We start from the raw sequence: 14,906 nt of genomic DNA, 5'->3' as shown, positions 1-14,906 counted from the left end.
TGTCATTGAGCCCGGCGGCGGCGGCCGCGCGGTGCGTTGTTGTCGTTGGTCGTGCCTTCCCCTGCGGCCGGTATCGCGGCGCCCTCCACGTGCCGAACCAGGCCGGCGATGGTCGGGTGGCCGAAGAACATGTCGAGCAGGCTCACGTCGCGCGGCAGGCGTGGCTGGAGCCGGGTATGGATGCGGATCATGTCCACCGAGGTACCGCCCAGGTCGAAGAAGTTGTCGTCCGGGCCCACCTGCGCGACGCCGAGCACGTCGGCCCACAGCGCGCAGATGTCCGCGGCCAGCGGGCTGGTGTCGCTCCCGCGCGCGGGGCCCTGCGCTTGCCTGGCCACCGGCTCCGGCAGCGCCTTGCGGTCCACCTTGCCGTTGGCGGACAGCGGCAGCGAGTCGAGCCGCACGAACTGGCGCGGCACCATGTACTCGGGCAGGCGGCGGGCCAGGTGGGCGCGCAGGCCATCCTCGAACGCGGCCTTCGACAGCGGCGCATCCGCATCCGCCGCCTGCTGCCCCGGCAGGCCGCCGGCCAGCATGTGCAGGTACATCGCATCGGCACCGAGGGCGAACGGATCGCCGGCCCGTTCGGCATCGAAGCCGCCCAGCTGCACCAGGCCCAGGCCGGCCGCGGCCGCGGCATCTTCCAGCAGGTGGCTGATGGCGCCCGCCTCCAGCAGGCACAGCGTGGGTGTCGCCGCGCCGTACTGCGGTTCGATCGCCTGCCGCGAACCGACCAGGAACAGCTGGAACGCGGCGGCGGCGACGATCGGCTGGTTGCGGCGCGGGTACAGCTCCAGGTCCAGCTCCACGCCGGCCGGCAGCCGCTGCAGCACGTTGCGCACCGGGTGGTAGTAGTACATGCCGGGTTCGATCCCGGCCACGCGGCGGATGTGCAGGTACAGCTGCACCGGATACAGGCCGCCGGCCGATGCATAGCGGTAGCGCGGCATGCCATCCTCGCCGCCCTGGCGCAGCGGTTCGAGCAGGCGGGCCAGGGCTTCCGGCGGCACCACGTCGGCAGCGAAGACCCGCGTCGAACGGCGTGCGATACGCCGCGGCGCCGTGTCGTTGAGCGCCGTGCCGGCACCGTCCAGCAGGCGCAGGCCGGGCTGCGACAGCACGCCCTGCAGCTTGGCCGTGCTGCCCGCGTCATCGCGGAGGTAATAGCCGACCAGCTGGCCGGCCTTGCCGGCGCCCACGCTGGCGACCGCCGTCTGCACGCCCGGCCAGGCATTCATCGCGCTTTCGATCTCGCCCAGCTCCACGCGGTAGCCGTTGACCTTCACCTGGAAGTCGAGGCGCCCGAGGATTTCCAGCGTGCCGTCGGGCAGCCAGCGCCCCAGGTCGCCGGTGCGGTACAGCCGCTCGCCGCTGTGCGGACAGGTCACGAAGGCCTGCGCGGTGCGTTCGCCATCGTTCCAGTAGCCGACCGCCACGCCGATGCCGCCGATGCACAGTTCGCCGGGCACGCCGACCGGGCAATCGTCCAGGTTCGTGTCGCGCACGTGGAAGCGCTGGTTCGCCATCGGCTTGCCGTACGGGATGCTGCGCCAGGCGGGATCGACCTCGCCCACGGGATGCAGGACCGACCAGATCGATGCCTCGGTGGCGCCGCCCAGGCTGTAGATGGCCGCGTTCGGGCACCAGGTGCGCAGCTGTGCCGGCAATGCCAGCGAGATCCAGTCGCCGCTCATCATCGCCACGCGCAGCCGCGTATCCGGCCGTTCGGCCACGTCGCGCAGGTAGCCGACGTAAAGGTCGAGCAGCGCCGGCACCGTGTTCCACAGCGTGACGCCATGGCGCGCCATGATCTCCGCCCAGTGCGCCGGTTCGCGCGCCTGGCCGGGTGCCGGCAGCACCAGCGCGGCGCCGGCGCCCAGCACGCCGAAGATGTCCCACACCGACAGGTCGAAATTGAGCGCGGACAGGCCCAGCACGCGGTCGTTCGCGCCGACACCCATCCGCTGGTTGACGTCGGCGCAGGTATTCAACGCGCCGCGGTGGTCGATCGCCACGCCCTTCGGCGTGCCCGTCGAGCCGGACGTGTAGATCACGTACGCCAGGTCGCCCGGCGCGCGCAGGGCCGGCAGCGGCCGCGGCGTGCCCGGCGCCAGCCCATCGAGCTCGATGACCAGGCAACCGGCGATGGAGCGGTGCCGCAGCGTGGCCGCATCGGTGACGACGGCGGCCGCGCCGGACAGGCGCAGCACTTCGTCGATACGTTCCTGCGGCAGGCCCGGTTCGATCGGCAGGTAGGCGGTGCCCGCTTCCAGGATGCCCAGCACGGCCACCACCTGGGCGGCCGACTTCGGCAGCATCACGGCGACCAGCGCACCAGTGGGTACCTGGCGGGCGCACAGCGCATGGGCCAGCGCGTTGGCTTCGCGGTACAGCGCGCCGAAGGTCAGCGTGCGGCCGCCGTCGGCCACCGCCAGGCTGTCCGGCCGCGCATGGCATTGCGCCAGCAGCGGTTCGTGCAGCAGCCCGGCCGGCACGGGCGCCGCGGTGGCGTTGCTGCGGGCCACCAGGGCCTGCTGGGCGGCCGGTACCAGTTCGAGCCGCGGATGCTGCCACGCGGCGCCGTCGCGGGCCAGCCGCTGCAGCAGGCCGCTGAAGGCATCGAACATGGCGTCGACGAAGCCGTGCTGGAACAGTTCATCCACGCTGTCCCAGTCGATGGCCAAGTCGCCGCCGTACTCGCCGGCCTGGCAGTCGAGCCATACTTGCGGCGTCTGCGTGACGGCATAGGCGGTATGGCCCAGCCAGTCCAGTGGCGCCACGTCCGCTTCGCCCTGGCCGTTGCCATTCCCGTTCACATTCCCGTTCAGGGCACCGGTGAAGACCACCGGCATCATCACCGACCCGGCGCCGCGCCGGCGCTCGGTGAGTTCGCGCAGCACGCGCACGCCGCTGACGGCGCGGTGGTCGAGGTCCTGCCACAGCTGCCGCTGCACGCCCAGCGCGATGTCGGCGAAGGCGCGCGGGGTGGACAGGTCGAAGGCCAGCAGCGTGACCGTGGTGAAGTCGCCGACCAGCCGGTCGACGTCCGGGTGGAACGGCAGCCGGTTGAACAGGGTCAGGTTCAGGGTGAACCGCGGCGACTGCGACCAGCGCCGCACCACGCAGGCATAGATCGACAGCAGCAGCGCGGCCGGCGTGATGCGCAGCGCGCCGGCACGCTTCTTCAGCGCTTCCCAGTCGGCGCGCGGCAGGCGCAGGCTGCGGTGCGTGAACTTCGGCGCGGCGATCGATTCGGGGCTGCGCGCCAGCGGGAATTCCGGCGGCGGCGGCAGGTCGTCCAGCCGGTTGCGCCAGTAGTGCAGCGATTCCTGAAACGCCGGCGTGCCCTCCATCTGCCGCAGCCCCGCTTCGTAGTCGGCGAACGAGAACGCCAGCGGCGCCAGTTCGCCTTCCGGGTGGTCGTGGTAGTACTGCCAGTCGGCGCTGATCAGGTCGAAGCTGTGCGCATCCAGGATCAGCACGTCGAGCGACAGGTGCAGGCGCAGCAGGCCGTCCGGCAGCCGGCTGGCGCGGATCTCGAACAGCGGCCACACGTCGGCCGGCAGCACCTGGTGCGACAGCTCCTCGCGCAGCGCGGCCAGGCGCTCGCCCCGCTCCGCCGCCGGCAGCGCCGACAGGTCTTCCACCCTGAAGCGGTAGTACGGCACGTCGGCCAGGATGCGCTGGTTGCCGTCCGACTGCATCACGGCGCGCAGCATGTCGTGCCGGGCGATGACGCGGTTGAACGCGCGCTCCAGTCCCTGCAGGTCGGCACCGCGTGCCTCGACTTCCAGGTAGCCATGCGCGGACACGTTGCCCATCGCGAAGCCGCCCTGCCGGCCGACCCAGTAGGCCTGCTGGATTTCGGTCAGCGGGAAAGGTTTGCGGCGGCGCTCCGGATCGGGTTCCAGCCGTGGCACGCCCTGCCCGCGGGCCACCCCTTCGCGCCGTTCGCGCATGCGTGCCAGCAGCGCTTCGGTCTGGGCGCGGGACAGGCCGGCGATCTTGTCGATGATATCCATGTGCTTCTCCTTACAGCGCGGAATGGGCGGACACTTCGGCCACCAGTTCATGCAGGTCGCCCACGCCCTCGGCCAGCGCGGCCAGCAGCGTTTGCGACAGTTCGGCCACGGTCGGCCGCGTCATCAGGTCGGACAGCCGCAGCCCCGCCTGCCAGTGCCCGTTCACGTCGAACAGCAGCCGCGTGGCCAGCAGCGAGTGGCCGCCCAGCGCGAAGAAATCGCCGTCGATGCCGACCGCTTCCGGCGCCAGGCCGAGGTGGCGCGCAAAGCGCTGCACCAGGTCTTCCTCGATGGCGTTGCGGGGTGCGCGCAGATGCCCGGCGGCGGCAGTGTCCGGCACCTCGGCAGCCAGGCCGGCCAGCGCGCGGCGGTCGGTCTTGCCGTTCGGCGTCAGCGGCAGCGCGGCCAGCCGGTGGAAGGACGACGGCACCATCCAGCGCGGCAGGCGCTCGGCCAGCGCGGCGCGGATGGCGTCGTCCAGGTCGTCCACGCCGGCAGGGGCACTGTAGAAAGCCGCCAGCCGCGCCGGTTCGCCGCGCGCCACGGCGGCGCCGGCCTCGACGCCCGGCACGGCGCGCAGCGCCGCGTCGATGGCGCCCAGTTCCACGCGGTGGCCGCGGATCTTCAGCTGGTCGTCGCGCCGGCCCAGGTATTCCACGGTGCCGTCGGGCAGCAGCCGGCCCAGGTCGCCCGTGCGGTACATGCGGCTGCCGGGGATGCCGGACAGCGGATCGGGCAGGAAGCGCCCGGCGGTCATGCCGGGGCGGCCCAGGTAGCCGCGCGCCAGGCCATTGCCGGCCAGGCAGATCTCGCCCTGCGCGCCGGCCGGCACCGGCTGTGGCGCACCATCGGCATGGGGATCGAGCAGGTACAGCCGGGTGCCCGGCAGCGGGCGGCCGATCGTCACGGCGCCGCCCTCGCCCGGCGCCAGGCGCAGCCACGTGGAATACGTGGTGTCCTCGGTAGGGCCGTACAGGTTGCAGACGGTGAGATGCGGCCACAGCGCGCGCACCTGGTCGACCAGCACCTGGGGCAGCGCTTCGCCGGCCAGGTTCAATACCCGCACCGCCGCCGGCAGGCACTGTTGCCGGGCCAGCTCGGCGGCGGCACTGGGCACGGTGTTGACCAGGGTCACGTCTGAAAACTGCGCAGCGAAGTCGCCGTCCTGCGTCAGCGCCAGCACGTTGTCGACCAGGATCACCTTGCCGCCATGCGCCAGCGGCAGGAACAGCTCGAACACGGAGAGGTCGAAGCACACCGAGGTCGACGCCAGCATGCCGGCCCGTTCGCCGGCCGTGAACTCGGCGGCCGCCCAGTCCAGGAAGGTGCACACGGTGCGGTGCTCGATCGCCACGCCCTTCGGTTCGCCGGTGGAGCCGGACGTGAAGATCACGTAGGCCAGCTGGTGCGGCGAGACCTCGACCGGCGGTGCCTTTGGCGATTGCGCGTCCAGCACGGCATCGTGGAGATCGATGCGCGGGCACGTGCCCAGCGCCACCTCGCCGGTGCCGGCGGCGGTGATCACCAGCGCGGCGCCGGACAGGCGCAGCACGGTCTCGATGTACGCCGCCGGGTAGGCCGGATCGACCGGCACATAGGCGGCGCCGGCTTTCAGCACGGCCAGCAGTGCCACCGGCAGGTCCATGGTGCGCGGCAGGCAGACGGCCACGCGGTCTTCCGGCCGCACGCCGCGCGCCAGCAGCGCGTTGGCCAGCCGGTTGGCACGGGCATCGAGCGCGCCGAACGTCATCGTCGCGGCGCCGTGGCGCAGCGCCACCGCTTGCGGATCGCGCGCGACCTGCGCCTCGACCAGCCGGTGCAGGCAGCTTTCGTTGATGGCCACCGGTGCCTGCCGCGTGACGGCTTCGCGCTCTTCCGGCAGCAGCGCATCGAACGCGGCCAGCGGCTGTTGCGGCGCGGCGGCGATCCGCTGCAGCAGGTCCGCATAGCGGCGCAGCATCCGCAGCGCGGTGGCTTCGTCGAACAGGGCCGCCGAATAAGTGAGCACCAGTTCGATGCCATCGGTGCCCAGCAGCGCATCCAGCGTCAGTTCGTATTTCGTGTGCGTGGCGGGCGGCACCAGGGTCCGTGTCGCCACCCCTGCGCCCTGCCAGGCATCGTGCGCTTCGCAATTGAATAGCACCTGCACGAGGGCGGGCCGGGCCGGATCGCGCTCCAGGCCGGCGGTGCGCACCATGTCGGCAAACGGGAAAGCGCGATGCGACAGCGCGTCGGCCACTTCGGCGCGCACGGCACGCAGGAAGCCGGTGAACGGCTGGTCCGCCACCACCTCGGCCATCAGGGGCACCACGTTGACGCCGAAGCCGACATATGACTCGGCCGCCGCGGCCGGATGCACGGACACCGGCACGCCGATCACGAAACGGGCGGCGCCGCCCAGCCGGGCCAGCAGCAGGCGCCAGGCCGCGTTGAGGGTCATGAACGGCGTGGCCTGGGCGGCCGCGCCCAGCTGGCGCACGGCGTCCAGCATCGCTGCCGGCAGTTGCAGCGTGACGCGGCCCGCCTCGAAGCGCTGCACGGCCGGCAGCGGGCGATCGGTGGGCAGCTCGGGTGCCGGCGGAACCTGCGCCAACCGGTCGCGCCAGTACGCGGCGGCGGCCGGATCGATGTCGTCCAGCTTGCGGCATGCCGCCGCCACCGGCAGCACCGGTTTCAGCTGCGCCGTGGCGCCCGAAGCGTCGCCGTTCCGCAGCGCGCCGTACAGCGCCCACAGTTCGCCGGCCAGGCGGCCGAACGACATGCCGTCGATGACCAGGTGGTGCGCCAGCAGGTACAGCCACGCTTCGCCGGACGGCAGCCGCAGCAGCCAGGCGCCGGCCAGCGGGCCGCGGCGCGGATCGAGCGGCGTGCGCTGGCGCACTGCGATCCAGTCGCGGGCACGCTCCTTCGCACCGTCGCCCAGCATGGAGAAATCCACCTGTTGAAGCGCAACGTGCTGAAGCGCCACGGTCGCATCGGCGGACACCACGAACTGCGTGTCCCCTTCGGCCACCCGGGCGCGCAGCAGCGGGTGCCGTGCCGCCGCGGCGGCCCATGCCTGCTCCAGCAGGCCGGCATCGAGGTCGCCAGTGATGGCGAACAGTGCACCTTCGTTGTAGGCCGGCGCGATCCGTTCGCCCAGCTCCAGGTGGACGAGGATCTGGCGCTGCGCTTCCGACATCGGCAGCAGCATGTCGCGGTTCGGCTGTGCGCTCAGCACCGCCTGCCCGGCCGCCAGCGCCAGTGTTTCCGGCTGCCTGAACCCGGCGGCGGCCAGGCGCTCGTGCCAGCGTTCCGGCGGCATCAGCGCGTGGCTGGGACGCACGTCGGTATCCGCGCGCTGCCACCAGCCTTCGGTGATGCCGAACACGAGGTCCAGCCACGCGTGCGGGTGGGTGCATTCCTGCAGCAGCAGCGTGCCGCCATCGGCCAGCAGCGCGGACAGGTTGGCCAGCGTGGCACCCAGGTCCGGCGTGGCATGTACCACGTTGGCGGCAATGACCACGTCGAACGTGCCGAGGATGTCCTGCGCCGCCGCGGCGCGGGTGATGTCGAAGCGCCGGTACGTGACGCGGCCGTCGGCCAGCTCATGTTCGGCACGGGCCAGGAATGCCGGCGAGATGTCGGTGTACCAGTATTCGCTGCCGCTGCCCAGGCGGGGCAGCAGCTGGCGCGCGACGGTGCCGGTGCCGGCGCCCGCTTCCAGGATGCGCAGCGGACGGCCCGCGCCACGCTGGCATTCCAGCACTGCCTGGACCAGCCGTTCGTTGGCGGCGGCCGCGCCGGGTGCTTCCGCATACAGGCGCGTCAGCCATTCGAAGCCTTCGCCGCGGAACAGCACGTCGACCGCCTCGCGCCGGCCGGCCAGCACCTCCGGCAACGCTTCCGCGCTGCGAACGGCCAGCGCGGCGATGGTGCGCGGCAGGCGCTCATCGAGCACGGCGCGGCGCTGCGGCAGCGTGGCGGCCAGCCGGCGCAGCGCATCGCCGCGGGCCGTGCCCAGGTGTTCCAGCATGCGGTTCAGCAGCCTGCCGTGGGCCGGCGCCACGGCGGCCGCCACATCCTCGCGCCAGCCCAGCCTGACGAGCGCGTCGGCGAACGCGGCCAGCGCGAAATCGTCCAGCGCCAGCGCGGCCTCGTGCGGTGCCGCCGGCGCTTTGTCCGGGGTCTGGTCTGGTGCTTTATCCGGCACCATGCCGCCACCGTCCGGCGCCGCGAAGAAGCCGCCGGCCCGCATCGCGTTGGCGCTGTCGATGGCGGCGGCGACGATGCGTTCCAGGTCGGCATCGGCGTGCGCGGTGGTCAGGAAGCAGGTATGGCCTTCCCAGATGTACACGCCGCGCAGGGTCATGTGATAGAAGAACAGGTTCGCTTCGACGGGCTGGAACTCGACGCTGAAATTGTTGAAGAACACGAAGCGCAGCAGCGAGCCGGCGTGGTCGATGCGGATCGGGAATCGGGCGGCGGCGTAGTGCGCGTTCAGCCTTGCGGCCAGCCGCTCCGTGCGGCCGTTCAGCGTGCGATACAGTTCCTCGCCTTCCGCCTCGATGCGCTCCAGCACGGCGATGCACGCGGCCATCGTCAGCGGGTGGCCCGAGAAGGTGCCGGCAAAGAAGGTGTGCGGCTGGCGCGGCGCGGAATCGTCGCCATAGCGCCAGGCGCCGCCGTCGATCGCATCCATGAAGCGGGCGCGCCCGGCGATGATCCCGATCGGCATGCCGCCGCCGGCCACCTTGCCGTACGAGGCGATGTCGGCCTGCACGCCATACCAGGCCTGGGCACCGCCGGCGTGCAGCCGGAAGCCGGTGATGATTTCATCGAACATCAGCGCGCAGCCGGTGTCGTCGGCAATGCCGCGCAGCGCCTGCAGGAATTCCTTCGGCTGCAGGCCCGGGCGGCGGCTTTGCACCGGCTCGGCGATGATGGCCGCCGCTTCCGGTGCGAGTTCACGGATCTTTTGCAGCGATGCCTCGGTGCCCCACTCCAGCATCACCACTTCCCGTGCGCTGGACGCCGGCACGCCGGGCGCGCTGGGCTGGCCTTCGGGGCCGTTGCGGCCGGCGCTGGCCAGCGTGGCATCGGCATGGCCGTGGTAGGAGCCGGTAAACCGGATGATGCGGGTGCGGCCCGTGACGGCGCGCGCCAGCCGGATCGCCGTCATCACGGCTTCGGTGCCGGAGTTGGCGAACGCCACGCGCTCGGCGCCGGTCAGCCGCGCGACCAGGGCGGCGGCCCGGCCGGACAACGGCGATTTCGGGCCCACCTGGATGCCGTCTTCCAGCTGCCGGCGCAAGGCATCGACCACCATCGGCGGGTTGTGGCCGAACAGGCAGGCGCCGAAGGCCATCGTCAGGTCGACATAGTCGTTGCCGTCGACGTCGGTGATGTGGCTGCCGGCACCCCGGTCGACCACCAGCGGATAGATCATTTCCTTGGTGGCGCGCTTGAAGCCCAGCGAACTGCGGTAATCGGCGAACACGGCGCGGTGCTGCTCGGCATACGCACGCGAGCCGGCGGTCTTCGCGGTGTAGGCGCGGGCCAGTTCGTCGATGTGGGCCTGCTTGCGGCTGTCGAGGGCCGGCGCGGCCGGTGGCTGCGGCGTAGCGATCGCCTGTACCGCGGCATGCGGAGCCATGGCTGGCTGAGTATTGATTGGCTGAATATTGATCGGCTGAACACCGGCCGGCTGCGCAGTGGAGAGTGTGGCCGCCCCCCCGTTACCGCCGCCTTGCGCTACCTGCAGCGCCATCGCATCGCGCAGCGTGGCGAGCTGCTGCTCGAACAGCCGGGCAAGGTCGCCGATGCCGCCGGCCGCCGGCATTGCCGCGGCGAGGGGAGCAATCGCCGGCATTGCCGCGGCGAGTGGAGCAGCCGCCGGAATTGCCTCCACAACTGGCGCGGCCGGCGCCACGGCTTGCGCGGCCGTCACCGGCGCATGGCGCACCAGGTGCGTGGCCAGCCGCTCGATCGTATCGAGCCCTTCGAACAGCGCGGGCAATTCCACCCGCACGCCGAAGTGCGCCTCGATGCGGCCGCCGAATTCGGTCAGCACCAGCGAATCGGCGCCGCTTTCCAGGAAGCTGCGGCGGCTGTCCAGCGCGGCGGGCGGGCAGCGCAGCAGTTCGGCCAGCGCGGTGCGCAGCCAGCCGGCCGTATCGGGAGCTGAAGCAGGAGCGGAAGCGGCGGGGGTATGTGCATTCATGACGGGTGCCTCGGAACGGGAAATCCAGTGGGGAGCGAGATCGAACGGGTAGGCGGGCAGCGCGATGGCGGGATCGGCGTCGGTGCCGAGCAGTGCCGCCCAGTCGGGCCGGGCGCCGATGCAGTGCAAGCGGCCCAGTGCGGCAAGCAGGCCGCGCGCCGCCTCGCCGGGCACGCACGACACCACCTCGGTGCCGGGCAAGGCGCCGCGCCGGAGCAGCCCGGCCAGCACCGCCTGCGGGGCGATTTCCAGCAGCACGTCGGCGCCGTCGTCCTGGGCGGCGGCCATGCAGTCGGCGAACCGCACGGTGCGGCGCAGGTGCCCGCTCCAGTAGGCGCCATCGACCTGCGCCAGCCGGGTGCCGTGCAGGTTGCCGTACAGCGGGATCACGGGCGTGCGGTAGCCGATGCCGGCGGCCACGCGGCCGAATTCCTCCAGTACCGGGTCCATCAGCGCCGAGTGGAACGCCGTTTCGACCTGCAGCGCCTGCACCGTGAAGCCGGCCGACTGCGCGGCGGCACGGGCGGTGTCGAGTGCCGCGGCCGGGCCGGTCAGCGTGACCACGCCGGGCGCATTGACGGCCGCCAGTTCGACGCCCTCGGGCAACCGCGCCAGCCAGCTGTCGAGCAGGTCGGCACGGCCGGTGACGGCCTGCATCGCGCCGCCGGTGCAGCGGGCCATCAGCCGGGCGCGCGTGGCGACCAGCAGCGCGGCGTCGTCCAGGTCGAGCGCGCCGGCGATGCAGGCGGCGACGTACTCGCCCAGGCTGTGGCCGAACGCGGCGGCCGGCTGGATGCCGCCGGCCATCAGCGTCCACGCCAGCGCGTATTCGCAGGCGAACAGCGCGGGCTGGGCGAACGCGGTTTGCGCCAGCGTGGCGTCATCCAGCGGTGCGGTGCCATACAGGTGCTCCGCGACCGGCAGCCCGTGCCGGGCGAACGCGGCGGCGGCGGCATCGAACGCTTCGCGATAGGCCGGCACGTGGCGGTACAGGTCCGCGCCCATCGCGGCGTGCTGCGCGCCCTGCCCGCCGAACACGAAGGCGATGCGCGGCGCCGCGCGGCCCGTCACGTCGCCCCGCAGCGGGGTGCCGCCTTCCAGTTGCGCGGCGATGTCCACCGCGTCGCTACCGATGGCCACGGCGCGGTGCGACAGCGCGGAGCGGCCTGCCGCGGCGGCGCGGGCAATGCGCTGAAGTGCCGCCGGTTCTTCGCGCAACTGCCGCGCATAGGCCCGGCACAGCGCGTCCAGCGCCGTTTCCGATTCCGCGCCGACCGGCAGCACGGTGGCGGCCAGTGAATCAGGCAGACAATCGGATGGCTGCGCGGCCAAAGGTGCCACGCTGTCATGGCGCTCCAGGATCACGTGGGCATTGCTGCCGCCGAAGCCCATCGACGTGACGCCTACGTGGCGCAGCGGTACGGCCAGCGGCTCGCCGTCGGCCAGGTGCAGCCGGCCTTCGGCGCGATCGAGCCGGGGATTGGCTTGCGCCAGCCCGCCAACGGGCGGCACCTGCTGATACCGCAGGCACAGCACCGCCTTGGCGAAGCCGGCCAGGCCGGCGGCCGCTTCCAGGTGGCCGATATTGGCCTTGACGGTGCCGACCAGGCACGGCAAGCCGCCATCGCCACGGCCGGCGCCGACCACGGCGTTCAGCGCGTTCCACTCGATCGGATCGCCCAGCGCCGTGCCGGTGCCGTGCGCTTCCACGTACTGCACGGCGGCGCCGGCGATGCCCGCGGCGTCGAGCGCGGCGCGCACCAGCTGCTGCTGGGCGTTGCCGTTCGGCGCCGTCAGCCCGAAGCTGCGGCCATCCTGGTTGATGGCGCTGCCGGCGATGCGGGCAAGGATGGGGTTGCCGTATGCCTCGGCCATTTCACGGCGGCGCAGCACGACGGTGACCACGCCCTCGCCGCGCACGTAGCCATCGGCCGCCGCGTCGAAGCTGTGGCAGGCGCCGCTGGGCGACAGCATGCCGGCGCGGCGCAGCGTGGCCGACAGCCGCTCGTCGAGCAGCAGGTTGACGCCGGCCACGATGGCGGTATCGCAGTCGCCGTCGAGCAGGCTGCGCCAGGCTGTGTGCAGCGCCACCAGCGACGACGAGCACGCCGTGTCGATGGCCAGGCTGGGGCCGCGCAGGTCGAGGAAGTACGACAGCCGGTTGGCGACGATGCTGTTGGCACCGCCCGTGGCGGCATGGGCGCCATCCGTCTCATCCAGCACGCGCTGGCCGTATTCCTGGCCGCTGATGCCGACGAACACGCCGGTGCGGCTGCCGGCCAGCTGCTCGCGCGGGATGCGTGCCGCCTCCAGCGCATGCCAGGCGCTCATCAGCAGCAGGCGCTGGCGCGGGTCCATGCGCGCCGCTTCGTGCGCGGCCAGGTGGAAGAACGGCGCATCGAAGCCGTCAATGTCGTCCAGCCAGCCGGCCTGGCCGGCGGCACCGAGCGCACCGCGCGCCGCCGGCGGCAGGCCGACCGCCTGGCGCCCTTCCCGCAGCAGTTGCCAGAACGACGCCAGGTCCGGCGCGCCGGGGAAGCGGCCGTGCATGCCGACGACGACCACGCCGTCCTGCGCCGGGGCGGCCGCTTGCGCGGGTACTGCCGGCGTGGCCAGCGCAGCCAGGTGCCGGGCGCACGCCGCCGGTGTCGGGTGATCGAACAGCAGCGTGGTGGGCAAGACCAGCTGGAACTGCCGTTCCAGTTCGCCGGACAGCCGCACGGCGTCGTTCGAATCGAGGCCCCAGTCGGCAAACGCGCGCTCGGGGCGGATCGCCTCGACCGGCAGCCCGGCCAGTTCGGCCACACGTTCGCGCAGCCACGCCTCGATGCGGGCCGCGTTCGCCGGGATGGGGCCGGCCATGGTCTCGGCGGTTTCGGGCGTGGCCAGCAGCGCCGGGCTGCGCCAGGCCGCCTTTTCTTCCAGCGTGCCGTCCAGGAACATCGCGCTGGTGGCGCGCCGCTGTACCTTGCCGCTGGTGGTCTTCGGGATCGTGCCCTGGCGGATCAGCGCGATACCGGCCACCTTCAGCTCGTGGCTGTCGGCGATGCGGCGGCGGATGGCCGTCAGCACGTCCTCGGTATCCCGCCCGGCGTTGAAACGGCGGTCGGTTTCCGCCACCACGCACAACTGCTCCGTGCCATCGACAGGCACCGCGAACGCCGCCGCGCCGGCCGGGCGCAGCAGCGGATGCGCGCTGTCGACGGTATGCTCGATATCCTGCGGGTAGTGATTCCGGCCGCGGATGATGATCACGTCCTTCATGCGGCCGGCAATGACGACCTGCCCCTCGTGCAGGAAGCCCAGGTCGCCGGTGCGCATCCAGCGCCGCGGGCTGTCTTTCGCATCATCGCCGGCCAGCACGGCGCCGAAGGTGTCTTCGGTGCGTTCCGGATTTTCCCAGTAGCCTGCGCCGACGGCGGCGTTGCGCACCCAGATTTCACCCACGCGGTCCGCCGCGCAATGCCGGCGGGTGGCCGGATCGACGATCGCCAGTTCCGTGTCGCCGATCGGGTAGCCGCTGCAGGCCAGCCACGTGGTGCCCGCCCCGCCCTCGGCACGCATGGCGACGCGGTGCATTTCCAGCGCGCGGGTATCCACGTGCAGGCCGTGCGGTGCCTGGCCGGCCGCCTCCAGGTGGCTGCCGGTGACGATGCAGCTGGCTTCGGCCAGGCCCCAGCTGGGGTTGAAGACACCTGCCCTGAAGCCCGCCGGCGCGAACTTCTCCGTGAAGGCGCGCATGGTTTCCATGCGCACCGGCTCGGCGCCATTGAGGGCACCCTGCCAGCACGACAGGTCGAGTTCGGCCATCTCGCCGGCCGTGACGCTCTTCATGGCGAGATCGAAGGCGAAGTTCGGGCCCATCGTGTGCGTGATGCGGTACCGGCTGATGGCGCGCACCCAGCGCGACGGTTGTTGCACGAACGATGCGTTCGGCATGATGTAGCCGCGGATCGCCAGCCGGACCGGCGTCAGCAGGCCATAGATCAGGCCCAGGTCGTGGAACGGCGGCAGCCAGTTCAGCAGGCTCGAATCGTCGCCGTGCGCACAGCCGCGGGCAAAGTAATCGGTGTTGGCCAGCAGGTTGGCGTGCGTCAGCATCACGCCTTTCGGCAGCGCGGTGGAGCCGGACGTGTACTGCAGGAAGGCCACGTCTTGCGGATCGATGCGCGGGGCTTGCCATGCATCGGCGCCCGCCATGTCGACTTCCTCGCTGGCGATCCAGGCCATGCCGCGCAGGCCCGGCATCGCATCGAACGACTCGGCCGCCTTGTCCGCCAGCAGGCGCGTGGTCAGCACCGCGCGCGGCGCGGCCGAGGCGCCGATGGCCAGCAGCTTTTCCAGCGTCTGCTGCAGGCGCGCCGGCCGCGGCGGCGGCAGCGGCACCGCGATCCGGCCCGCGTACAGGCAGCCGAAATACGCGCTGGTGAATTCCATGCCCGGCAGGTACAGCAGCATCACCCGGTCGCCGGGCTGCGTGCTGGCGATCAGCGCCTGGGCGATGGCGCGCGCTTCCCTGTCGAGCTGGGCGAAGGTGGCGGTGGCGGCGGCTTCCTCGCCGTCCCGCAGGTAGGTCAATACCGGGAAGTCCGGCTGCCGGGCCGCCTGCTGTCGCAGCAGGTCCACCAGGTCGCGCGGTGCGAAGTCGTCATGCATGTTCATCTTCTGCCCCTGATTGTTTT

At 72.0% G+C, this 14,906-nt stretch carries 2 protein-coding genes; both read right to left on the bottom strand.

The features are described from left to right. Positions 1-2: 2 nt before the first annotated feature. Complete coding sequence (locus OU994_RS03995; protein ID WP_281609707.1) at positions 3-4,022, bottom strand: amino acid adenylation domain-containing protein; 4,020 nt, start codon at positions 4,020-4,022, stop codon at positions 3-5. Between the two features lie 10 nt (positions 4,023-4,032). Beyond that, a complete protein-coding gene (locus tag OU994_RS03990; protein WP_281609706.1) occupies positions 4,033-14,880 on the bottom strand; it encodes a non-ribosomal peptide synthetase/type I polyketide synthase in 10,848 nt (3,615 codons plus the stop codon). Between the last annotated feature and the right edge of the window lie 26 nt (positions 14,881-14,906).

Source organism: Pseudoduganella sp. SL102, from assembly GCF_027856995.1.
Classification (GTDB): Bacteria; Pseudomonadota; Gammaproteobacteria; order Burkholderiales; family Burkholderiaceae_D; genus Rugamonas; species Rugamonas albidiflava.
This window is presented reverse-complemented; position numbering and strand designations above follow the sequence as displayed.